At 72.7% G+C, this 23,442-nt stretch carries 16 protein-coding genes; 11 read left to right on the top strand and 5 right to left on the bottom strand.

What is annotated here, in order from left to right; translation table 11 throughout:
* The first annotated feature begins 461 nt into the window (after positions 1–461).
* From cobT to J7E88_RS14405, 3 genes are all read left to right on the top strand, one after another.
* Positions 462–1,559: a nicotinate-nucleotide--dimethylbenzimidazole phosphoribosyltransferase gene (cobT, locus tag J7E88_RS14415; protein ID WP_215180853.1), complete on the top strand. Its 1,098-nt coding sequence runs from the start codon at positions 462–464 to the stop codon at positions 1,557–1,559.
* Positions 1,560–1,658: 99 nt separating this feature from the next.
* Entirely contained in the window at positions 1,659–3,419 is a 1,761-nt protein-coding gene (locus tag J7E88_RS14410; RefSeq protein ID WP_215180851.1) for a phosphatidylglycerol lysyltransferase domain-containing protein, read from the top strand.
* Complete coding sequence (locus tag J7E88_RS14405; protein ID WP_215180849.1) at positions 3,416–4,123, top strand: hypothetical protein; 708 nt, start codon at positions 3,416–3,418, stop codon at positions 4,121–4,123. The genes J7E88_RS14410 and J7E88_RS14405 overlap by 4 nt, the downstream gene beginning before the upstream one ends.
* Here the strand turns inward: J7E88_RS14405 and J7E88_RS14400 are convergent.
* A complete protein-coding gene (locus tag J7E88_RS14400) occupies positions 4,072–4,827 on the bottom strand; it encodes a hypothetical protein (RefSeq protein WP_215180847.1) in 756 nt (251 codons plus the stop codon). The two genes, J7E88_RS14405 and J7E88_RS14400, sit on opposite strands and share 52 nt — an antisense overlap.
* Before the next feature lie 67 nt (positions 4,828–4,894).
* On the opposite strand from J7E88_RS14400, the gene J7E88_RS14395 reads away from it, so the two are divergent.
* Positions 4,895–5,704 (top strand): adenosylcobinamide-GDP ribazoletransferase, encoded by an 810-nt coding sequence (locus J7E88_RS14395; protein ID WP_215180845.1) that lies wholly within the window; start codon positions 4,895–4,897, stop codon positions 5,702–5,704.
* Here J7E88_RS14395 and J7E88_RS14390 read toward each other — a convergent pair.
* Genes J7E88_RS14390 through J7E88_RS14375 form a run of 4 tightly spaced genes read right to left on the bottom strand, consistent with a single transcriptional unit; the run spans position 5,701 to position 12,058 of the window.
* Positions 5,701–6,336 carry a spherulation-specific family 4 protein gene (locus J7E88_RS14390; protein WP_215180843.1) on the bottom strand — a complete coding sequence of 212 codons (636 nt, stop codon included), beginning with the start codon at positions 6,334–6,336 and terminating at the stop codon, positions 5,701–5,703. The genes J7E88_RS14395 and J7E88_RS14390 overlap by 4 nt on opposite strands.
* Positions 6,333–8,519 (bottom strand): hypothetical protein, encoded by a 2,187-nt coding sequence (locus J7E88_RS37050; protein WP_215180841.1) that lies wholly within the window; start codon positions 8,517–8,519, stop codon positions 6,333–6,335. The genes J7E88_RS14390 and J7E88_RS37050 overlap by 4 nt, the downstream gene beginning before the upstream one ends.
* Complete coding sequence (gene pelF / locus J7E88_RS14380) at positions 8,516–9,982, bottom strand: GT4 family glycosyltransferase PelF (protein ID WP_215180839.1); 1,467 nt, start codon at positions 9,980–9,982, stop codon at positions 8,516–8,518. Before pelF ends, J7E88_RS37050 begins: the two co-directional genes overlap by 4 nt.
* A gap of 51 nt (positions 9,983–10,033) precedes the next feature.
* Positions 10,034–12,058, bottom strand: coding sequence for a hypothetical protein (locus J7E88_RS14375; protein WP_251022571.1), 2,025 nt, complete (start codon positions 12,056–12,058; stop codon positions 10,034–10,036).
* Between the two features lie 308 nt (positions 12,059–12,366).
* On the opposite strand from J7E88_RS14375, the gene J7E88_RS14370 reads away from it, so the two are divergent.
* The 7 genes from J7E88_RS14370 (at position 12,367) to J7E88_RS14340 (ending at position 23,340) form a co-directional block, all read left to right on the top strand.
* Positions 12,367–13,884 (top strand): leucyl aminopeptidase, encoded by a 1,518-nt coding sequence (locus tag J7E88_RS14370; RefSeq protein ID WP_215180837.1) that lies wholly within the window; start codon positions 12,367–12,369, stop codon positions 13,882–13,884.
* A gap of 303 nt (positions 13,885–14,187) precedes the next feature.
* Positions 14,188–15,576 carry a dihydrolipoyl dehydrogenase gene (lpdA, locus tag J7E88_RS14365; RefSeq protein WP_215180835.1) on the top strand — a complete coding sequence of 463 codons (1,389 nt, stop codon included), beginning with the start codon at positions 14,188–14,190 and terminating at the stop codon, positions 15,574–15,576.
* A gap of 53 nt (positions 15,577–15,629) precedes the next feature.
* Positions 15,630–17,420: a 2-oxoglutarate dehydrogenase, E2 component, dihydrolipoamide succinyltransferase gene (gene sucB, locus J7E88_RS14360; RefSeq protein ID WP_215180833.1), complete on the top strand. Its 1,791-nt coding sequence runs from the start codon at positions 15,630–15,632 to the stop codon at positions 17,418–17,420.
* 114 nt (positions 17,421–17,534) lie between these two features.
* A complete protein-coding gene (locus J7E88_RS14355; protein WP_215180831.1) occupies positions 17,535–18,158 on the top strand; it encodes a GntR family transcriptional regulator in 624 nt (207 codons plus the stop codon).
* A 613-nt stretch (positions 18,159–18,771) separates the two neighbouring features.
* Complete coding sequence (gene aceE / locus J7E88_RS14350; RefSeq protein WP_215180829.1) at positions 18,772–21,438, top strand: pyruvate dehydrogenase (acetyl-transferring), homodimeric type; 2,667 nt, start codon at positions 18,772–18,774, stop codon at positions 21,436–21,438.
* A gap of 98 nt (positions 21,439–21,536) precedes the next feature.
* On the top strand, positions 21,537–22,355 hold the full coding sequence (locus J7E88_RS14345) for a MerR family transcriptional regulator (RefSeq protein WP_215180827.1): 819 nt from the start codon (positions 21,537–21,539) through the stop codon (positions 22,353–22,355).
* A gap of 19 nt (positions 22,356–22,374) precedes the next feature.
* Positions 22,375–23,340, top strand: coding sequence for a YafY family protein (locus J7E88_RS14340; protein ID WP_215180825.1), 966 nt, complete (start codon positions 22,375–22,377; stop codon positions 23,338–23,340).
* Positions 23,341–23,442: the final 102 nt, after the last annotated feature.

The raw sequence follows: 23,442 nt of genomic DNA, 5'->3' as shown, positions 1-23,442 counted from the left end.
TTCGGTGGGGCGCCGCGGCCGCCGGAGCTGGGGGCACGAGGTGAGCGCACCCGCTCGCGCCGGTGCACCGGTTCGGGGCGCGGCGGCCGCCCGAGCGGGGCACGAGGCAGGCGCACCCGCTCGCGCCTCGGTCCCGCGGGGTTCCACCCCAGACCCCGCACCTCAATCGCCGGCAGCTCGAATTGCCCCGCACGCCCCGGTGCCCTCGGCGGCGCGGCCGGTTCCGGAGGGGCCTCCTGCCGACGGAGCTCGGAGCACGAGGTGATCGCACCCGCTCGCGCGGCGGTCTCGGGGGCCCCCGGACTCCGCAGCCCCCATCGTCGGCGGGGCTCAGATCGCCCCGGCCGAGGGGGCCGGGGCGGCCTGAGAAGGCCCGCCCGCGCGCTCAGCGGGCCCAGCGGCGCGGGAGAAGGGGGCGGGAGGCTCCCGGGGCGTCACCGCGTGACGGTACTGTTCGGCGGATGAGCAGGCTGAATCTCGACGACTTCTCCGATCTGATCGAGCGCCCCGACAGCGGTGTCCGGCGCGCCGCCGAGGAACGGCGGGAGCGGCTGGTCCTGCCGCCCGGTGCGCTGGGGCGGCTCGACGAGCTGGGTGAGTGGCTCGCGGCCGCGCAGGGCGCCGTCCCGGTCAGGGCCATCGAGCAGCCGCGGGTCGTGCTGTTCGCCGGCGACCACGGTGTCGCCGAACTCGGCGTCTCGGGACGGGAGTCCGGCACCGCACACAAGCTCGTGCGGGCCGTACTCGAAGGCGCGAGCCCCGTCGCCGTGCTGGCCCGTCGATCCGGCGTGCCGGTGCGGATCGTCGACGCCGGCCTGGACTGCGATCCCGAGCTGCTGCCCGAGGACGTCGTGAAGCACCGGGTGCGGCGCGGCAGCGGCCGTATCGACATCGAGGACGCGCTGACCGTCGAGGAGGCCGAACAGGCCGTACGCCTCGGTATGGCGATCGCCGACGAGGAGGCCGACTCGGGCACCGACCTGGTCGTCCTCGGCGACCTCAGCGTCGGAGGCACCACAGCCGCCGCCACCCTGGTCGCCGCGCTGTGCGGCACGGACGCGTCCGTGGTCACCGGTCGCGGCGGGGCCGGGATCGACGACCTGTCCTGGATGCGCAAGTGCGCGGCGATCCGTGACGCGCTGCGCCGCGCCCGGCCGGTGCTGGGCGACCAGCTGGAGCTGCTCGCGACGGTCGGCGGCGCGGACCTGGCGGCGATGACCGGCTTCCTTCTGCAGTGCGCGGTGCGCCGGACGCCTGTCGTGCTCGACGGCGTCGTGGCGGCGGCGTGCGGTCTCGTGGGCCAGCGTGCGGCGTTCCGTTCGCCCGACTGGTGGCTCGCGGGCCAGCTCAGCGGTGAGCCGGCGCAGGCGAAGGCGCTGGACCGCATGGCGCTCACCCCGCTCCTCGACCATGCCGTCACCGTGGGCGAGGGTGCCGGCGCCCTGCTCGCGCTCCCCCTGGTCCAGGCGGCCGCCGCCCTCGCGGCGGAGCTGCCCGAGCGGAAGCCGGAGACCGGCGACGAGGAACAGGCGTCGGGGGACGAGAGCCTGACGGACTGACAGACGCGACCGCGCGGCAGCCGACCAGACGACGGCCGGCGGCCGGCGGCCGCAGCGTGACTCCACCATGACCAGCGATGACCCATATGATCGCTTTTCATGGGAGAAGTCCGCTTTTCCGGTGAAGAGTCGCGACGCAGCACCGACCGCACGCGGCGCAGCGCGGCATTCGCCGTCTGGTACCTGCGGATCGTGACGGTCATCAATTTCCTGAGCGCCGTATGGGTGTCCCTCGGTCAGGATCTGCGCCGCCACAACACCGACAACTACTTCACGCCCTACCTGCTCACCGCGGGCTTCGCGTCCGGTGTCTTCACCCTCTTCCTCGCCATCACCATGCGCCGCCGCAAACGGGCGGCCTGGATTCTCAACGTCGTGCTCTGCGGCCTTTTCCTGCTGCTCTTCGCCGTCGCGATGGCCTTCCCCGAGATCCGGCAGCACGCGCAGAACTGGATCTCCCTTGTGCTCAGCGCGGCCTTCATGGCCGCCCTGCTGCACGGCCGCCGCGAGTTCTACGCCAAGGGCGACCGGTCCAACCCCGAGCTGGCCGCCGCCGTCGCGGTCGGTGGTCTGCTCGTCGCCTCGCTGCTGGCCGCGGGACTGGTCACCGTGACCAACACCTCCCCCGCGGGCTCGACCTTCCTGGAGCGCTGGCGTTACGGCGCGATGCGGCTGGTCTCCATCGCGGTCGGCGACTCCCGCTTCCCCGAGATCACCACCCCAGGCTGGGTGGACGTCGTCATCAACATCATGTCCACGCTGCTGCTGCTCGGCGTTCTGTACGCGGCCTTCCGCTCGCTGCGGGCCGTCGATCCGCTCGGTGAGGACGACGAGGCGAGGCTGCGCGCCCTGCTGGCGCGGCACGGCGAGCGGGACTCCCTCGGCTACTTCGCGCTGCGCCGCGAGAAGAGCGTGGTGTGGTCGCCGACCGGCAAGGCGGCCGTGGCGTACCGCGTGGTCAGCGGCGTCTCGCTCGCGTCGGGCGATCCGGTCGGCGACCCCGAGGCGTGGCCCGGCGCGATCGAGCCCTGGCTGGCGCAGGCCCGCGAACACGGCTGGCTCCCGGCCGTGATGGGGGCGGGCGAGGAGGCGGGCATCGTGTACGCCCGCCACGGCATGGACGCGCTCGAACTGGGCGACGAGGCGATCGTCGACACGGGCGAGTTCACGCTGGAGGGCCGGGCGATGCGCACCGTGCGCCAGGCGTACAACCGGGTGCGGCGCGCCGGCTACCGGGTGCGCATCCGCCGCCACGACGGCATCCCGGCGCAGGAGATGGACGAGCTGGTGCGGCGCGCCGACGACTGGCGCGAGGGAACCACCGAGCGCGGATTCTCCATGGCGCTGGGGCGGCTCGGCGATCCGGCGGACGGGCGCTGCGTGATGCTCGAGTGCAGGGACGGCGAGGGCGAGCTCAAAGCCTTGCTGAGCTTTGTGCCGTGGGGGACGAAGGGGCTGTCGCTCGATCTCATGCGGCGCGATCGCGAGGCCGAGAACGGCCTCATGGAGTTCATGGTCATCGAACTCCTCCAGCGCGCCGAAGAGATCGGGATCACTCAGGTCTCACTCAACTTCGCGATGTTCAGGTCGGTCTTCGAACGGGGCTCGAAGCTCGGTGCGGGGCCGGTGCTGAGGCTGTGGGCCTCGCTGCTCGGCTTCCTCTCCCGATGGTGGCAGATCGAGTCCCTCTACCGGGCCAACGCCAAGTACCGACCGATCTGGGAGCCGCGTTTCATGCTCTTCGAGAAGAGCGCCGACCTGCCGCGCGTCTGCGTCGCAGCCGCCCGCGCCGAGGGATTCCTCCAGCCCCCCGGGCTGCCCCGCCGGCTGCATCGCCGGCACCTGGAGAGCGGCCGGTGAGCCGGACGCCCCTGTCCGCGTTCGCCCGCCGTGAGTGGGGCGCACTGCATACGGCAGTGCGCGCCGAGCTGACCGTGAAGCGGTGGCGGGCGGTCTCGCTGACGCTCGTGTCCGTGGCGCTCACCGCCTTCTTCTACGTGCTCCAGCACCGGCCCCGGGGCCTGCGGCTGGTCCACGACATCGGCTTCGTCAGGGCCGAGGATCCGCTGTGGCTCGCCCTGTTGCGTACACCGCTGTCGTTGTTCGTACCGGCGCTGGACCTGCCCGTGTGGGGTGCGCTGGCGCAGATCCTGCTGGTGTTCGGCATCGCGGAGCTCACGCTGGGGCGACGGCGCACGCTGGTGATCGCGTATGTGTCGACGCTGGCCGGGACGACGTACGCCCGGATCGGCGTCGCGGTGGGTCCCGACGGGGCGTTCGGGCTGCCCGCGTCGGACGCGCGGATCGTGGACACGGGCCCGTCGGCGGCGGTGGTGGGGCTCGCCGTGTTCATCTGCCACCGCTACCGGGCCTGGGTCACGGCGGGCCTGGTGCTGCTGGCGATGATCGTCGAGGTGATCGTCGAACCGAACCTCGCGGGCAAGGAGCACCTGGCGGCGATCGGCGCGGTGCTCGTCGTGTGCGGGGCGGACGCGCTGCTGCGACGACGCGGTCAGTCCTCGCGGGACGGCGGCCGGTCGGGCGCGCCGCCGATCAGGTCCTGAAACCTCCGGCTCAGCCCGCCCCAGCGCCGGTCGTGCCGGGTGGCGCGCAGCACGGACTTGGCCCGGGCGCGGGGTCTGGCGCGGTAGAAGCGGCGGGCCCACGGCGATCCCGGCCGGGCGAGCCGTACGGCGCCGACCAGGGCGACGAGGGGCACGAGGGCGCCGATGAGGGCCATGCGGAGCTTGCCCTTGACCAGGGCGAGGATCACGAAGAGGAAGTTGGCGGCCATGGTGAGGATCAGCGAGGCGCGGTCCTGCCGTTCGTCGGGAGTGAGTTCGTTGACGCCGAGGGGCAACGATCCGGCGAGCACGAGCAGGGCGAGGGCCGCGGCCAGCACGACGACCTCGACGCTCTGGCGCCCTTGTTCGGTCCAGTAGACGTCGTCGAGGTGGAGGATCAGCGCGAACTCGTCGAGGACGAGACCCACGCCCATCCCGAACACGACGGCGCCGACGCAGGCGGTCACACTGCGGCGGTCACCGCCGAGGGACGTGAACCCGCCGACCACGGCGAGGACGACGCCGGGCACGACGTGGTGGATGTGCAAGCCCCCCGGAGCGATGTTCCCGAAGGGACCGCGGCCCGCGCGGATCATCCGGGTCACCGTGCGCGTGACGAGGAACGTGATGACGAACGAGGCCAGTGCCAGCAGCATCGGGAGTTTTCCCGGCTCGACGATGTTGCGATACAACCAGTGACCCATGCCACCTGCTTCCGGTTCGCGCGTTATGCGCAATTTACCTCTGCCGGCGTCGGGCTACCCTCGCGCGATGACTGCCGCGACGACTGTTCTGCATGGCGTGCGCTTCGCCTTCGGCACCCTGACCGTGCTCCCGGTGCGGGTGACCCGCTGGGACCGCGACGCCGCCCGCGCCGGAATGCTCTGCGCCCCGCTCGCCGGCCTGGTCGTCGGCCTGTTCGCCGCGGCCCTCGGCGGCGTCCTGCTCCTGCTGGGCGCGGGTCCGCTGCTCGCCGCCGTCGCCACGGCCGCGGTACCGGCCGTGCTCACCCGAGGGCTGCATCTGGACGGACTGGCCGACACGGCGGACGGCCTGGGCAGCGGCAGGCCCGCGGAGGACGCGCTGCGCATCATGAAGCAGTCGGACATCGGCCCGTTCGGCGTCATCACCCTGCTGTTCGTCCTGCTGGCGCAGGTCGCCGCGCTGAGTGAGCTGTACGCGCAGGGCTGGGCGCTCGGGGCGGCCGCGGCGGCCCTGTCGGCGGTCACGGCCCGCCTGGCCCTGACCCTCGCGTCCCGCACGGGCGTCCCGGCGGCCCGCCCCGACGGCCTCGGAGCGGCGGTCGCCGGAACCGTCCCCGTACGCCCGGCTCTTGCGGCGGTTGCGCTGGTGACGGCCGCTGCGGCGGGCGCGGGCGCGCAGGCCGGCCCGTACGCAGCACTGCACGCGGCCGTCGCGGTCGTCTGCGCCCTGGGCGCGGCGCAGGTGCTGCTGCGGCACTGTGTGCGCCGCTTCGGCGGGGTGACGGGCGACGTGTTCGGCGCGCTGGCGGAGACGGCGGGGACGACGGCCCTGGTGATCCTGGTGCTCGGCGGGACCGGTGGCACCTGGTCGGGCTAGCGGGGGGCCGTCGTCAGGGCGTGCGGGAGCGTGCCCCACGGGTGGGCGCCCGTGCCGGGGACCACACAGTGGATCGCCGCACCCGCCTGGGCGTCGGGCGGGGCCGCGTAGACCAGGTGGCAGAACCGCTCCGGCGGGTGCGCGGCCGTCCAGGACGGGACGCCCGCCGTGCGGTACGCGTCCCACGGGCCCTCGAACGTGACCAGCACATCGGCCAGTTCTGTGTAGGTCGGATGGGGGTGGACGCCATGGTTGAGCACCACGGTCGTGGCGCCCGCGGCCCGTGCGGTCACGGTCAGGCGCCCGTAGTGCGGCAGCGTGTCCGGCCCGGAGGAGACCTGGTCGAAGAAAACGCCGTCCGCCGCGTACCAGTCGCGGTGGGCCAGGAGGTCGCCGAGGACGGCGGCGTGCGGGCGGCGGCCGTAGTCGGTGTCCACGTAACCGACGACCCGCACCCCCGCTTCGCGCAGCCGGTCGGCGACCGCCGCGAACGCCGGGTCCGGCGCGGTCCCCGGCCCGCTGGCGGGGTTGATGACGACGCCGTAGAGGCGGGGCGCGGCCGCGATGACGGCGTCCCAGGCGGCGGGCCGCTCGACGGGGTGCTCGTAGTACGGCACCAGGAGTCCGCTCATACGCGGTGGGCCGTGGCGCGGCCCAGCAGGGCGCAGACGAGTCCGACGAGCACGGCCGCCGCCACCGCCGCGACGGCGAGCCCCGCCGTCCGGGGACCCGCCGCGCCGGTGACGAGCGCCGCGGTCTGGACGAGCGCCGCCGCGCAGCACACGCCGGCCGCGAGGGTCACGGCCCCGAACGACTGGAGCAGCAGCCCGGTCCACAGCACCGTGCCGATGAGGAGCAGGGTGACGAGCCGTACGCCGCCGAGCCCGGGGGCGCCGGACCAGAGCAGTGTGCCGGCGAGCGCGAGGGTGAACAGGACGGCGAGGTAGCCGGCGAGGCACTTGGCGAGGACGGTGGCGGCGGTGCGCCAGAAGGCGCGGGCCGTGGTGCTCGCCCGCAGCCCGGCGAGGCTCTCGCTGCGGAAGCGGTGCAGCAGCCACTCGGCGGGGCCCATGCTGACCGTGAGCGCAACCGCGGACGGCGCGGCGACGACGGCCCCGGTCAGCCCGCCGAGCACGTCCCCGAGGGCGGTGTACAGGACGAGCACGCCGACGCCGAGCCCGAACAGCCCGTGCGGCAGGGACGCGAGCAGCCGCGGCGCGGAGCCGCGCTCCCGACGCTGGGGGCCGGGCCTGCTGCCGCCGCCCGGATCGGCCGCGGCCTCGGGGCGGACGCCGCCGCCGCGGTGGGCCGTCGGCAGACCCTGCCCGCCGGGCGCCCTCTCCTGCCGCGTCGCATCGCCCGCGACCCGCAGTTCGCGCACCGCCGAAGGGCCGGGCGGGGCGCCCGGCCGGCTCCGGCGCGCACCGCGCAGGAACGAGCGCAGCGCGCCGGACACGCCGCCTGCTCGCGGCGGCGCCGCGGGATGCGCACCGTGTGCGGAAGCGGCACCCGGCTGCCGGCCCGGGCGACGCTCGATGGCAGGCGTACCGGAGAACCCCGGGGAACCCGTTGCCGAGCGGCCGGGTCCTTCGCCGGCCGGAGCGCGCCGGAACCGGGAGCGGACACCGATCGGCTCACCCCCGGCCGTGAGCCGCCGGGTCGCCTCGCCCCGCCCGCCACCGCTGCCGCCCGCCACGTCCGCGGGATGCGCACCGGGGACGACGGCACCCCGACCGTCCCCCACCGCCAAACGACGCCGGGCCGACAGACCCGCGGACAAGCCCACTCCGCACCGCGCCCCCGCCCCGTGCGAGCCGGCCGCACCTGTGCCGCCCTCCGCATCCGGACGACGCCTGCCCCGCCGCGCCGACAGGCACGCAACCGCCCCGGCCCCCGCCGCCGCCCGGCGCCGGGACAACACGCCCGCGACCAAGGCCACCGGCCCCCACCGATCACGCGCGCCGGCACCGCTCCTCCCAGAGGCGGGTTTCCGCCCCTGGGGTGTGGCCCTGGTGCGCAGCGTCAGTGCCGCCGTCGTCAGGGACGCCGTCAGCGGCACCAGCAGCAGGCCCGTGCGCGCCCACAGCGGCACTCCCTCGTGGAGCAGCACCAGGACCGTGCCGGCCGGGAGGGGCAGCAGGCAGCACAGCAGGGCCCGTTCGCGGCCCAGGACCAGCAGCGCCGTCGCCGCCGACAGGTAGAGCGACTGGGCCGCAGAGAAGACGGCCGACGGCCACTGGCCCGGCCCCGTGAACAGCAGCGCCGCCGCCGTGCCGAGCACGGCGCCCGCCGGGGCGCCGGCCCGCAGGCAGCGGACGGCCGCCGCCCGGTCGCCGAGCGCGAGCCAGGAGTAGGCCCGGTGGGACAGCGCCTGGTTCCACATCCAGCCCGTCAGCGCGCCCGCGAGCAGCGGCGCCAGGTCCGCTCCCGCGAGCTGCGGTGCGGCCGGCACGTAGGCGAGGCCCGGCAGGGCGAACACGAGGCCGCGCAGCAGGCAGCCGAGGAGGCTCACCCGCCACGGGTCGGCGGGCGGGCCGGGAGGTTCGGGGTGGGCGCGGGGGACCTTGGCGTACAGCTCCTCCGCCAGCGTGAAGGAGTCCGGGCGGCCGTAGGTGAGCCGTATGTGATCGTCCGTCATGCCGTCGGACTCCAGCACCGCGGCGATCTCGTCGGGGTGCACGGCCGCGGCGATCATGTCGTGCAGCCGGTCGGCGAGCGCGTCCATCGGGTCCGCGGCCGTCCCGCCGCGCTGCCGTGGCAGTACGGGAAGGGTGTCGATCCGCCGGCCCGGCCCCTGCCACAGGGGACCGCTCACCCGGCCACCGCCTCGGCGTACCGCAGCTCCGTCGCCGCCTCCGGGAATCCGGCGAGCTCGCGGTATATGCGGCGGAATCCGTCCACGGACCGCGTCAGCGTGAAGCGGTCGACGACCCGCTGCCGGGCCCGCGCGCCGAGCTCCGCCCGTCGTCCTGCGTCCCGCAGCAGGCCGATGGTGGCCTCGGCCATGAGCGCCGGTTCGCGCGGCGGCACCACCATGCCGGTGTCGCCGACCGCCTCCCGCACGCCGCCGACGTCCGTGGAAACAGTCGCCCGCCCGCACGACATCGCCTCGATGAGGGAGAAGGGGAATCCCTCGCTGATCGAGGACAGCAGCACCACGCTGCCCGCGGCGTACGCGCGCGCCACGTCGCCGACCCGGCCCTCCCAGGTGATGCCGTCCACGACGCCCAGTTCGGCCGCGAGTTTCTCCAGCCGGGTGCGGTAGGCCTCGCCGCCGTCGGGCACACCGCCGAACAGGCGCAGCCGTACGGCGGGCAGTTCGGCCCGCACCATGGCGTACGCCCTGATCAGCGTCTCCAGGTCCTTGATGGGGTCGATTCGGCCGGCCCAGGCGAGGGTGGGTACGTCCGGTTCGGGCCCGGCGGCGGGGAAGGCGTGCGGGTCGACGCCGTTGTAGACGGTGCGGATACGGTCCGCGGGCGCGCCGCCCCGCTCCTCCCAGCGCCGGTTGTAGCGGTTGCAGGGGGTGATCAGGTCGGCCCGCCGGTAGCCCAGCGAGTTCAGCTCCCGGTAGAAGCCCAGCATCAGTGTCTTCACGGGCGCGCGCTGCGCCTGGGCGCGGTAGCCGAGGTAGCGCTCGCGCAGGTAGATGCCGTGCTCGGTGAGCAGGAAGGGCACCTTGTCGAAGTGCTGGGCGGCGAGCGCCGGGAGTGTGGCGAGTCCGGCGCTGACGGCGTGCGCGATGGCGTCGTCGGGTATCCGCGCCGCCAGCGGGCGCAGCGCGTGCTCCAGCAGGTCCGTGGCGGTCAGCGCGTCGTGCACGGTGGGCCGGGCCGCGGAGATCTCCAGATGCGGCATCGTCCAGATCCGCGTCAGGGAGCGCAGGGCGGGCTCCGTCCGCAGAGCGGCGGTCAGCAGGCCGGAGCGCGCGTAGCCGGCGAGTTCGTCGAGTGCCGCGCCGAAATCGCGGTCGGCGCCCGGGTCGAGCAGCGAGAGCAGGAAGCGTTCGTGGACGTCCAGGAAGCGGCGGCGTTCGCGTCGTGGGAGCCGGCGGCGGGCGGGCTCGGGCCCCCACAGCGGGAAGGAGGTGTGCCGGTAGACGTTCGGCGGCAGATCCCAGGCGACCGGCTCCCGCCCGCTGCCGGTGAGGGCGACGACCTGGAAGTCGACCTCCGGCATGCCGCGTACGAGCTGGTCGCACCAGGTGGACACGCCCCCGTGGACGTGCGGATAGGTGCCTTCGGTGAGCATGGTGACATGGCGGCCACAGCTCAGCATGGTTCGTCCCCCCAGGACAGCGGTCGGCGATCGGTCAGTTGAGTCGAGGACTCAGGTCGGGAGCCTCAGCGTGATCGCCGACTGGAACAGCTCGGGCGTGGTCCAGGCGGACCGCGCCCCGGCGTAGGCGGAGCCGAACGCCGTGGTGGTCAGGAGCAGTTGCTTGACGGTGCCCGCCGGCGCGGTGACGGGCGCGGCCACGCCGGACGGTGTCCTGACGGTGACGGTGTCGCCGATGCGGTACGCGGTGACCCTGCCCGCCGCGAGGGCCGCCTGCCACGCGGCGCGCCGCTGGAGTTCGGTGCCGACCTCCCGCTGGCGCGGGTTGACGACCGGGGTGTTCTCCGCGAACAGGGCGCGGTAGTCGGCCAGGACCTTGTCGAGCACCGGGTAGAGGATGCGGTCCTCGGCGAGGTTGGACTGGTGGACGTAGTGCGGGCGCGGATCGTTGGCGACGACATGGCCGAGAGCGGTTCGGGCCTCCTGCGGCACGATGCGGGTGGCGTAGCCGGTGGCGGTGTCGAGCGGCTCGGGAAGGCACGTGGAGGCCGGGTCGGTCGCGCAGACGCCGCTGCCGCCGTCGGCCGCCGAGGTGTAGATCCAGTTGTACTCGTCGGTCATCTCTGCCGCGGTGCCCACGTTGTAGTAGACGTTCATCGGGTGGCGCGGCACGGTGCGGGCGGTGCCCACGGGACGCTGCTGCGGTTCGCGGGAGTTGTCGCTCGCGAGCCACCTGACGCCGTTGTCGGCGAGTGCGCCGGCGAGGTTCGGGTTGTCCGCCGGCTGCTGCGGGAGGGTCTTCAGGCCCGAGTGCTCGCCGGTGACGAGTTCGGTGCGGTCGACGGAGAGGCCCTTGCGCACGGCCCAGTCGTGGTTGTCGCGGATCTGCGCGGAGATCTCGGCGCGGCTGGTCCAGCGCGTGTTGCCCGCGGCGTCCTTCGCGCACTGCCAGGGCACGACCGACACGTCCTGGACGCAGCCGAGGAAGGGGTGCGTGTAGGTGTGGTTGATCCAGCGGTACTGCGCCTTGTCGGCGAGGAGCCGATCGGTGAGCGGGTCGCTGCCTCCGTGCTCGGCCTTCCATTCCTCGCCCGCGCCCGCGTTGTGGACCATGTCGAGCGTGAAGCCGGCGGTGCGCTGCCAGGCCGCGGCGTACGCGGCGTCGGCCGCGGTCATCCGGATCGGGGCGGTCTCCTCCCCGTCGCCGACGCAGTCGAAGTCGCCGGGGGTGCAGTTGCGCTCGGTGTCCCAGCGGGCGTCGGAGGCGAAGACGTCGTCGACGTGGACGGAGAAGTAGTGGCGGCTCTGTCCGAGATGAACGCCCTGGGTGAGCCACTCGACGATGCCGCGGGCCAGGACGCGGAACTGCCGCTGGTGCCGGTTGTAGGCGAAGGTCACCACCAGCTCGTTGCGGCCGTCGTGGGCGTACTCGCCGATGAGGCTGCCGCGGGCGGTGCCGTCGCCGACGGGTGTGTCGAGGTAGCTGGTGAAGCCCTCCCTCGGCCTGCCCGCATAGCCGTGGCTCTCCATCACGCTCGGCGAGTTGTCCTCGAAGGCGACGGGCCCGTCGAGGTAGCCGAAGGGGCCGGAGCGGCCGGCCGCGGTGAGCGCGGTCGGGGCGCCGTCGAGCGTGCCCGCGTATCCGCCGTTGTCCGTGTACTCCAGTCCGACCCCCGGATGTGACCAGGTATAGGCGTCGACCTGACGAATCCCGAAGGTCTTCTCGTACGCGAACAGGGCCGCGTTCTCGGCCGCTCCCGCGGCCGTGTCCGCGCCGAACGGGTCCTCGTCCGGGACGACCACGCCCTGGTACCTGGCGCGCGGCCGGCCGTCGACGGTGTCGCTGAGGAACGCGGCGTCCACGACGGGCCGGCCGGGGTCGGTCAGGTCGATCCTCCGGTACGGCACCCCCGTGCCCCGCAGTTCGAAGAGGATCGCGTCGACCGCGCCGCCGCCGTCGTCGACGACGAGGACGGTCAGGTCGATGCGCGGCAGCGGCGCCTCGGCGGCCGAGGCCGCCGGGACGGCTGTCGCCAGCGTCACGGCGGCGAAGGCCGTCATGACGGCTCTGCCCATCCGTGATCCGTGCAACTCCATGTGATTTCCCCCTGCACGCCCTCCCGGTGGCCCGGTCGGGCGCGAGGAGGATCTGTGGAGATGATGCAAAGGGACAGGGAGTCCCCTTGCCCGAACGGGCGGAGTGTGGCCGACCTCTCACGACCTTTGGCCTAAACATGACAGAGACACCACGGAGAGGTGAACCGCCGCCGCCGTGAGCGAGACAGGTGACCGCGCGTAGGCTCTTCCCGGCATGGGGATGCCGATCCATCCCGTGTACGGCCCGCTGCGGCCCCGGAACTCAACGGAAGCGAGATTTCACCACCGTGACTGCTCTCACTCTCAGCACTGCCGGCGCAGCGACGCTGCGCGCCGACGCCGTCGTCGTCGGTGTCGCCAAGGGGGCCAAGGGCCCGGTGGTCGCACCGGGCGCGGAGGCCGTGGACCAGGCGTTCGACGGAAAGCTCGCCACCGTCCTGGAGACCCTCGGCGCGAGTGGTGCCGAGGGGGAGGTGACCAAGCTCCCCGCCCCCGGCGGCATCAAGGCGCCGGTCGTCCTGGCGGTCGGCCTCGGCTCCGCGCCTGAGCAGGACGACGCGTACGACACCGAGGCGCTGCGCCGTGCGGCGGGCAGCGCGGCCCGCGCGCTGACCGGCTCCAAGAAGGCCGCGTTCGCGCTGCCGATAGAGGCCGTCGAGGACGCGGAGGCCATCGCGGAGGGCGCTCTGCTCGGTGCGTACGCCTTCACCGCCTACCAGGGGAAGGCTGACGAGAACGGCGCGAGGAAGCCGCTGGCCGAGGTGGCGCTGCTCGGCGCGAAGCCCCGTGACAAGGCGTTCAAGGCCGCGGCCGAGCGTGCGATCGCCCTCACCGAGGAGATCAACCGCGCCCGGGACCTGATCAACACACCGCCCAACGACCTCACCCCCGAGGCCTTCGCCGCGATCGCCACCGCCGCCGGCAAGGAGCACGGCGTCAAGGTGCAGGTGCTGGACGAGAAGGCGCTCGCCAAGGGCGGCTTCGGCGGCATCCTCGGCGTGGGCCAGGGCTCGCAGAACCCGCCGCGCCTGGTGAAGCTCTCCTACACGCACTCCAAGGGCGCCAGGAACCTGGCCCTGGTCGGCAAGGGCATCACCTACGACTCGGGCGGCATCTCCCTGAAGCCGGCCGGTCACAACGAGACGATGAAGTGCGACATGTCCGGCGCCGCCGCGGTGTTCGCCGCCGTCGTCGCGGCCGCCCGCCTGGGCCTCGCGGTCAACGTCACCGGCTGGCTGGCGCTCGCCGAGAACATGCCGTCCGGCTCGGCCACCCGCCCGGGTGACGTGCTGCGCATGTACAGCGGCAAGACGGTCGAGGTGCTCAACACCGACGCCGAGGGCCGCCTGGTGCTCGCCGACGCGCTGACGAAGGCGTCGGAGGAGAACCCGGACGCGATCGTCGACGTGGCGACCCTGACCGGTGCGATGGTGCTGGCGCTGGGCAACCGCACGTTCGGGATCATGTCCAACGACGACGCGTTCCGCACCTCGATCCACGAGATCGCCGAGGAGGTCGGCGAGGCGTCCTGGCCGATGCCGCTCCCCTCCGACCTGCGCAAGGGCATGGACTCGCCGACCGCCGACATCGCCAACATGGGCGAGCGGATGGGCGGCGGCCTGGTTGCCGGCCTGTTCCTGAAGGAGTTCGTGGGCGAGGGCATCACCTGGGCGCACCTGGACATCGCGGGCCCGGCGTTCCACGAGGGCGCGCCGTACGGCTACACACCCAAGGGCGGCACGGGTTCGTCGGTCCGCACGCTGGTGAAGCTGGCGGAGCGCACGGCCGCCGGCGACCTGGGCTGACAGGGGACGGGGCGGACGCAGTCGGCCCCGCCGGTGTCGAGGCGCCGGGGATCCGCTGGGTCCCTGCGCCCGCAGGGCGTAGGGGAGGAGCCTCCGGTTCCCCTCTACGCCCCGGTAACCGCAAAAGCGCTCAAGCTCACCATCTCAAGCTCCGGCCCCACGTCCCGCCGTCCGTCGACAAGTGCAAAGATGGGTTCTCGGCAGGACAGGGCCCCACCACAGGGCCGAAGACCAAGCGGCCGAACACCAGCCGCCGCCCGTCATCGACGACGGCGAACGGCGCACATGCATGGAGGACGTGACGTGGCGAACGACGCCAGCACCGTTTTCGACCTAGTGATCCTCGGCGGCGGTAGCGGCGGTTACGCTGCGGCGCTGCGCGGAGCTCAGCTGGGCCTGGACGTCGCACTGATCGAAAAGAACAAGCTCGGCGGCACCTGCCTGCACAACGGATGCATTCCCACCAAGGCTCTGCTGCACGCCGGTGAGATCGCCGACCAGGCTCGCGAGGCCGAGCAGTTCGGTGTCAAGACCTCGTTCGAGGGCATCGACATCGCCGGTGTCCACAAGTACAAGGACGACGTGATCTCGGGCCTGTACAAGGGCCTGCAGGGTCTCGTCGCCTCCCGCAAGGTGACCTACATCGAGGGTGAGGGCCGGCTGTCCTCCCCCACTTCCGTCGATGTGAACGGCCAGCGCGTCCAGGGCCGTCACGTCCTCCTGGCGACGGGCTCCGTGCCCAAGTCGCTGCCGGGCCTGGACATCGACGGCAACCGCATCATCTCTTCGGACCACGCCCTCAAGCTGGACCGCGTCCCGCAGTCCGCGATCATCCTGGGCGGCGGCGTCATCGGCGTCGAGTTCGCCTCGGCGTGGAAGTCCTTCGGCACCGACGTCACCGTCATCGAGGGGCTCAAGCACCTGGTCCCGGTCGAGGACGAGAACTCTTCCAAGCTTCTTGAACGCGCGTTCCGCAAGCGCGGCATCAAGTTCAACCTGGGCACCTTCTTCGAGAAGGCCGACTACACCGAGACCGGTGTGCGCGTCACTCTCGCGGACGGCAAGACCTTCGAGGCCGAGGTCCTGCTGGTCGCCATCGGCCGTGGCCCGGTCTCGGCCGGCCTCGGCTACGAGGAGCAGGGCGTCGCGATGGATCGCGGCTACGTCCTGGTCGACGAGTACATGCAGACCAATGTGCCCACCGTCTCCGCGGTCGGCGACCTGGTCCCGACCCTCCAGCTCGCGCACGTCGGCTTCGCCGAGGGCATCCTGGTGGCGGAGCGGCTGGCCGGTCTCAAGACCGTCCCGATCGACTACGACGGCGTGCCGCGGGTGACGTACTGCCACCCCGAGGTCGCCTCCGTCGGTATCACCGAGGCCAAGGCCAAGGAGATCTACGGTGCGGACAAGGTCGTCGCCCTGAAGTACAACCTCGCGGGCAACGGCAAGAGCAAGATCCTGAAGACCGCGGGCGAGATCAAGCTCGTCCAGGTCAAGGACGGCGCTGTGGTCGGCGTCCACATGGTCGGTGACCGTATGGGCGAGCAGGTCGGTGAAGCGCAGCTGATCTACAACTGGGAGGCTCTGCCGGCCGAGGTCGCGCAGCTCATCCACGCGCACCCGACGCAGAACGAGGCTCTCGGCGAGGCCCACCTGGCCCTGGCCGGCAAGCCGCTGCACTCCCACGACTGATCAGTCCGGGCGCGACGACCACTTCCGCACATCGTTAAGGAGCAACTGAAACCATGGCGGTTTCCGTAACCCTTCCGGCGCTCGGCGAGAGCGTCACCGAGGGCACCGTCACCCGCTGGCTGAAGGCCGAGGGTGAGCGCGTCGAGGCCGACGAGCCGCTGCTCGAGGTCTCCACCGACAAGGTCGACACCGAGATCCCGGCCCCGGCCGCCGGTGTCCTGGCCTCCATCAAGGTCGCCGAGGACGAGACCGTCGAGGTCGGTGCCGAGCTGGCCGTCATCGACGACGGCACCGGCGCCCCGGCCGAGGCTCCGGCCCCGGCCGCCGCCGAGGCTCCGGCCCCGGCGCAGGAGGCCCCCGCCCCGCAGGCCGCCCCGTCCACCGAGGCCGAGGCACCCGCCCCGGCTCCGACGGCCGAGGCCGCGTCCGGCGGCGGTTCCGCCCAGGGCACCGACGTCGTCCTCCCCGCGCTCGGCGAGAGCGTCACCGAGGGCACCGTCACCCGCTGGCTGAAGGAGGTCGGCGAGGAGGTCTCGGAGGACGAGCCCCTGCTCGAGGTCTCCACCGACAAGGTCGACACCGAGATCCCGGCCCCGGCTTCCGGTGTGCTGCTGGAGATCGTGGTCGGCGAGGACGAGACCGCCGAGGTCGGCGCCAAGCTGGCCGTCATCGGCGCTCCGGGTGCGGCTCCGGCCGCTGCCCCGGCTCCCGCCGCCCCGGCCCCGGCTCCCGCGGCTCCGGCCCCGGCCGCCCCCGCGGCTCCGGCTCCGGCCCCCGCGCCTGCTGCCCCGGCGGCTCCGGCTCCGGCTCCCGCCCCGGCTCCCGCGCCTGCCGCTCCGGCTCCGGCGCCCGCCCCGGCCGCCGCTGCCCCGGCAGCTCCGGCCGCGCCCGCCCCGGCCCCCTCCGTGGAGACGAGCGACGCCTACGTGACCCCGCTGGTCCGCAAGCTCGCCGCCGAGAACGGCGTCGACCTCGGCGCGGTCAAGGGCACCGGCGTCGGCGGTCGCATCCGCAAGCAGGACGTCATCGCCGCAGCGGAGGCCGCCAAGGCCGCCGTCCCGGCGCCCGCAGCCGCTGCCGCTCCGGCCGCGCCGCAGGCTCCGAAGCTTCAGGCGTCCCCGCTGCGCGGTCAGACGGTCAAGATGACCCGCATGCGCAAGGTCATCGGCGACAACATGATGAAGGCGCTGCACGGCCAGGCACAGCTGACCTCGGTCGTCGAGGTCGACATCACCAAGCTGATGAAGCTGCGCGCCCGGGCGAAGGACGCGTTCGCGGCTCGCGAGGGCGTCAAGCTCTCCCCGATGCCGTTCTTCGTCAAGGCCGCGGCCCAGGCGCTGAAGGCCCACCCGGTCATCAACGCCCGGATCAACGAGGACGAGGGCACCATCACGTACTTCGACTCGGAGAACATCGGCATCGCCGTGGACTCCGAGAAGGGTCTGATGACGCCGGTCATCAAGGGTGCGGGCGACCTGAACATCGCCGGCATCGCCAAGAAGACCGCCGAGCTCGCCGGTGCCGTGCGCGCCAACAAGATCACGCCGGACGACCTCGCCGGTGCGACCTTCACCATCAGCAACACCGGCTCGCGCGGCGCCCTGTTCGACACGATCATCGTGCCGCCGAACCAGGTCGCCATCCTGGGCATCGGTGCCACGGTCCGCCGTCCGGTGGTCGTGAACCACCCGGATCTCGGCGAGACGATCGCCGTGCGCGACATGACGTACGTCGCGCTCTCCTACGACCACCGCCTGGTGGACGGCGCCGACGCGGCCCGCTACCTGACGGCCGTCAAGGCGGTCCTCGAGGCGGGCGAGTTCGAGGTCGAGCTCGGCCTGTAGCACCGCCCGTGTAACCAGCCTCACCGACGGCGCCCCCGCTGGGAGTACATCCCGGCGGGGGCGCCGCCGTATTGTCTAGGGGTCACAGGTCAACGCGGCTTTAAGGAGCGCTCCATGACCGTCCCCGTCGTCCACTCGCTGCGCGAACAGATCCGCGAGCACATCGTGGAGGGGATCGTCAGCGGCCGTTGGAAGCCCGGGGAACGCATCGTCGAGCGCCGTATCGCGACCGAGCTGGAGGTCTCCCAGACCCCGGTGCGCGAGGCGCTGCGCGAGCTGGAGTCGCTGCGGCTGATCGAGTCGGCGCCCAACAAGGGCGTACGCGTGCGGAATCTGACCGCCGCGGACCTGGAGGAGAGCTACCCGGTCCGGGCAGGTCTGGAGCAGATCGCGGCCGAACTGGCCGCGGAGCGGCTGGCGGCCGACTGCTCGGCGCTGGAGCCGCATGTGGCGGCGCTGTACGAGGCGGACCGGACGGGCGACTCGGCTGCGCAGGTCCGCCACACGGTGGCGTTCCACCGGGAGCTGGTGCGCGCCGCGTCCAACAGCGTCCTGCTGCACACCTGGGAGGGGCTCGGGATCGAGGTCTTCACGGCGCTGTCCATCCGCTGGCTGGGAACGGTGCAGAAGTCGTACGCGGAGGAGCACCAGGAGCTGGTGGAGGCGTTCCGCCGGCGTGACCCGTCGATCGGCACGCTGGTGAAGGCCCACGTTCTCGGCTGCGCGCCGCGCGCGTAGCGCGCGTGGACCGGGTTGCGCCCTCGTGCGCGGCCGACCCCCGACCCTCGTGCGCGGCCGACCCCCGACCCTCGTACGCGGCCGCCCCCGTGAGCGCGGCGTGCTCGGGCTGACCAGGCTTCACGCGCGCGTGCCCTTGGGCGGGCCGCGGACCGGTGTCACGCTCCCGGGCTCGGCCCGGTCCCTGCCCGCGACGCCGGCCGCTCCCGGGCTCGTATCCGGGACTGCTTTACAGCTTCCGGTCCTTGAGGTGACCAACGACGCCTTACGTCCCGAACACGACCCTGCGCTTCCCTACCCCCGCCGCGAGGGACGTGGTCGTCAGCAGGCAAGTGCCCCCACCTGCTCGGGACGAGGAGTGTGCCTCCGCACCCCAGCAGGGGTGACCGGGGGCCGCAAACCCCGCCGGACACCGCGCGCGCCCGGAAAGGGCGCATTCGCACCGGCACCGCGTGCCCACTTTTGCGGCACCGGATGCCAATTTCTCCCCAGACTTTGATCGATCATCGATCAGAGACTTACAGTCGACGACGGGTTCACCAACCCTTCGCCCTGTCCTGCCAGACACGGCACCCCCTTTCTCCACCCCCCTCCTGTCCGGAAGGCGGCGATCATGACCGACCCCGTAGGCAAGCTTCCGAGCGAGCTCGACCAGCTCCCGGACCGTGACGCCGAGGAAACCGCCGAATGGGCGGCGTCCCTCGACGCCGTCGCGGAGCATGCCGGTCCGCACCGCGCCGCGTACCTGATGCGCCGCACGCTCCAGCACGCCGAGAAGGCCGGTGTGGCCCTGCCCCGCCTGCTGGAGACGGACTACGTCAACACCATTCCGACCTCCGCCGAGCCCTCCTTCGACGGCGACGAGGCGATGGAAGCCCGTATCACCGCCTGGAACCGCTGGAACGCGGCCGCCATGGTGACCCGCGGGTCCAAGCACGGCGTCGGCGGCCACATCGCCACCTTCGCCTCCGCGGCCTGGCTCTACGAGACCGGCTTCAACCACTTCTTCCGCGGCAAGGAAGACGGCTCCGGGGACCAGCTCTACATCCAGGGCCACGCCTCCCCCGGCATCTACGCCCGCGCCTTCCTCGACGGCCGTCTCACCGAAGCGCACCTCGACAACTTCCGTCAGGAGGCGGGCGGCAACGGCCTCCCCTCCTACCCGCACCCGCGCCGGCTGCCCTGGCTGTGGGAGTTCCCCACCGTCTCGATGGGCCTCGGCCCGCTCTCCGCGATCTACCAGGCGCGCTTCAACCGCTATCTCCACAACCGCGGGATCAAGGACACGGCGAACTCCCACGTGTGGGCGTTCCTCGGCGACGGCGAGATGGACGAGCCCGAGTCGACGGCGGCACTCGCCCTCGCATCGCGCGAGCGGCTCGACAACCTGACCTTCGTGATCAACTGCAACCTGCAGCGTCTCGACGGCCCGGTCCGCGCCAACTTCAAGATCGTGCAGGAGCTGGAGGCCCAGTTCCGGGGCGCCGGCTGGAACGTCGTCAAATCGCTGTGGGGCTCCGCCTGGGACGAGCTGTTCCAGCTCGACACCACCGGCGCGCTGGTCCGCCGGCTGCGCGAGGTACCGGACGCCCAGTTCCAGACGTACGCGACCCGCGACGTGGCGTACATCCGTGAGCACTTCTTCGGTGCCGAGCCCGCGCTGATCGAGCTGGCCAAGCTGCTCTCCGACGCGAAGATCGCCGAGTGTTTCCACACCTCCCGCGGCGGCCACGAGGCCCGCAAGGTGTACGCGGCGTACCGCGCGGCGCTCGCGCACAAGGGCGCGCCGACCGTGATCCTCGCGCAGACGGTGAAGGGCTACACGCTCGGCAAGGGCTTCGAGTCAAAGAACGCCAACCACCAGATGAAGAAGCTGACGATCGACGAGTTCAAGGGCATGCGCGATGCGCTCGGGCTCCCGATCGCCGACAGCGCCTTCACCGACGGCGTCGTGCCTTACGGCCACCCGGGCGCCGACTCCCCGGAGGTCCGTTACCTCCAGGAGCGCCGCGCCGCTCTCGGCGGGCCCGCCCCGGCCCGGCGGGTGCACCCGGTGGCCCCGCTGCCCGAGCCGGAGGAGCGCGCCTTCAAGGCCCTGTACAAGGGGTCCGGCAAGCAGGAGATGGCCACGACCATGGCGTTCGTCCGCCTGGTCAAGGACCTGATGCGGGACAAGGAGACCGGCCGGCGCTGGGTGCCGATCGTCCCGGACGAGGCCCGCACCTTCGGTATGGAGTCGCTGTTCCCGTCGGCCGGCATCTACTCGCCGCTGGGCCAGACGTACGAGCCGGTCGACCGCGACCAGCTGATGTACTACAAGGAGGCCAAGGACGGCCAGATCCTCAACGAGGGGATCACCGAGGCCGGCGCCATGGCCGACTTCATCGCCGCCGCGACGTCGTATTCGACGCACGGCGAGACGATGATCCCGTTCTACATCTTCTACTCGATGTTCGGCTGGCAGCGGACCGGCGACCAGATGTGGCAGCTCGCCGACCAGCTCGGCAAGGGCTTCATCGTGGGCGCGACGGCGGGCCGTACGACGCTGACCGGCGAGGGCCTTCAGCACGCGGACGGCCACTCGCACCTGATCGCCGCCACGAACCCGGCGTCGCTGAACTACGACCCGGCGTTCGCGTACGAGATCGCGGTGATCGTCAAGGACGGTCTGCGCCGGATGTACGGCCCGGATGCCGAGAACGTCTTCTACTACCTGACGGTCTACAACGAGCCCAAGCTTCAGCCCGCCATGCCGGAGGGCGTCGAGGAGGGCATCGTCAAGGGCCTGTACCGCTTCAACGAGGGATCGGCCGGCGCGGACGCCCCCCGGCTCCAGCTGCTCGCCTCCGGCACGGCCATCCACTGGGCGCTCGAGGCCCAGCAGCTGCTGGCGGACGACTGGGACGTCGCCGCCGACGTATGGTCCGCGACCTCGTGGGGCGAGCTGCGCCGCGACGCTCTGGAGGCCGACGAGGCCCTGCTCCGCGGCGAGCAGCGCACCCCGTACGTCACCCAGGCGCTGGAGGGCGCTCCGGGCCCGGTGCTCGCGGTCTCCGACTGGATGCGGCAGGTGCCCGACCAGATCAGCCAGTGGGTCGAGCAGGACTGGTCCTCGCTCGGCACCGACGGCTTCGGCCTGTCGGACACGCGTGAGGCTGCCCGCCGCCACTTCGGCGTCGACGCGCAGTCGATCACGGTCGCGGCGCTGGCCCAGCTGGCCAGGCGCGGCGAGGTCCCGGCCTCGGCCGTGAAGGAGGCGCGCGAGCGCTACGGCCTGTAGGACGTGACCGCGACGGCCCCCGGAGGCATGCCCTCCAGGGGCCGTCGCGCATGATGCTTGACCTTCACACCATGTGAAGCCGTGCACTGGGAGACGTCATGTTCACCATCGGGGACTTCGCCAGGCACGGCCGCGTGTCCGCCCGGATGCTGCGTCACTACGATGCCATCGGGCTGCTGCGGCCGGAACACACCGACCCTTTCACCGGCTACCGCTACTACTCCGCGGCCCAACTCGCCACGCTCAACCGTGTCATCGCGCTCAAGGATCTCGGCTTCACGCTGCACCAGGTGCGGCAGATCCTCGAGGAGCAGGTGAGCACCGAGGAGCTGCGCGGGATGCTCACGCTGCGGCGGGCGGAGCTCGAGGAGTCGATGGCCGCGGCGGCCGCCAGGCTGGCGCAGGTCGAGGCGAGGCTCCGGTCGATCGAGAGCGAGGGCCGCATGCCCACCCAGGACGTCGTCATCAAGAGCACCCCCGCGGTGAGGGTCGCGGAACTGACCGCTGTCGCCGGCGGTTACGGACCCGAGCACATCGGGCCGGTGATCAGCCCCCTGTACGAGGAGCTGTTCGGCCGGCTGAAGGCGGCGGGCGTCACCCCGACAGGGCCCGGTATCGCGTACTACGAGGACGCGCCCGAGGGCGACGGCGCGATCCTGGTGCACGCCGGGTGCACGGTCCCCGCCGACCAGGAGCCCGGCCGGGACTTCGCGATCGTCGACCTGCCGGCCGTCGAGCGGGCGGCGACGATCGTGCACCGCGGTCCGATGGACGCGGTCGTGCCCACCGCGCAGATCCTGGCCCGGTGGATCGAGGCGGGCGGGCACCGCTCGGCCGGGTACGCCAGGGAGGTGTATGTGGAGTGCCCGCCGGACAAGGAGAGGTGGGTGACCGAGCTCCAGGAGCCGCTGGCCTGAGCTGCGCCACAATGCCTCCATGCGCGCTGCCCGGCTGATCAAGATGGTGCTGCTCCTGCAGGCGAGGCCGTCCATGACGGGGGCCGAGCTGGCGCGGGAGCTGGAGGTGTCCGAGCGGACCGTGACACGGGACGCGCTCGCGTTGTCCGAGGCCGGCGTGCCGGTCTACGCCGACCGCGGGCGGAGCGGGGGCTACCGGCTGATCGGCGGGTACCGCACCCGGCTGACCGGACTGGGCCGCGACGAGGCCGAGGCCCTGTTCCTGTCCGGGCTGCCGGGCGCGCTGCGGGACATGGGTCTTCAGGACGCCGCCTCCGCGGCTCGCCTGAAGGTGTCCGCGGCGCTGCTCCCGTCGCTGCGGGACGCCCCGCGCTCGGCGGCGCAGCGGTTCCATCTGGACGCGCCCGGGTGGTACCAGGAGCCCCGGACGCCGGCGCTGCTGCCGGTGATCGCGGAGGCGGTGTGGAGCGACCACCGGATCCGGGCCTCCTACCGCCGCCGGGACACCGGGGTCGAGCGGGAGCTGGAGCCGTACGGGCTCGTGCTGAAGGCGGGCGTCTGGTACCTGTGCGCCCGCGCGGAGAGCACGTTCCGGGTGTACCGGATCGACCGGTTCTCGGCGGTGGAGGCGGACGGTGAGGTCTTCGACCGGGACGAGGACTTCGACCTGCCCGCCTTCTGGGCGGAGCGCGCGGCCCAGTTCGCGCGCTCCATCCTCCGTGCGGAGGTCGTCGTACGGGTCACGGAGGCGGGCGCGCGCCGCCTGCCGCACGTGACGGACCGTGCGGCGGCCGAGGAGGCCCTCGCCGCCGCTGCCCCGCCGGACGAGCGGGGTCGGGTGACGCTCACGCTCCCGGTCGAGTCCCCGGACGTGGCGTACTCCCAACTCCTGTCGCTGGGCGGCGAGGTGGAGGTCCTGGAGCCCGCCGCGCTGCGGGAGCGCTTCGCGGCGACGGCGGCGCGGATGCGCGACCTGTACGGCTGACGGCGTCGGTCCCGAAGCGTGGACGGTGCCGGGGGCGGCGAAGCGTGGACGGGGCCGGGGGCGGCGTGTTCCGGGGCCGTACCGCCGCCAGGCCTGTGGTGG

This window comes from Streptomyces sp. ISL-10 (genome assembly GCF_018614575.1).
Lineage (GTDB): Bacteria > Actinomycetota > Actinomycetes > Streptomycetales > Streptomycetaceae > Streptomyces.
This window is presented reverse-complemented; position numbering and strand designations above follow the sequence as displayed.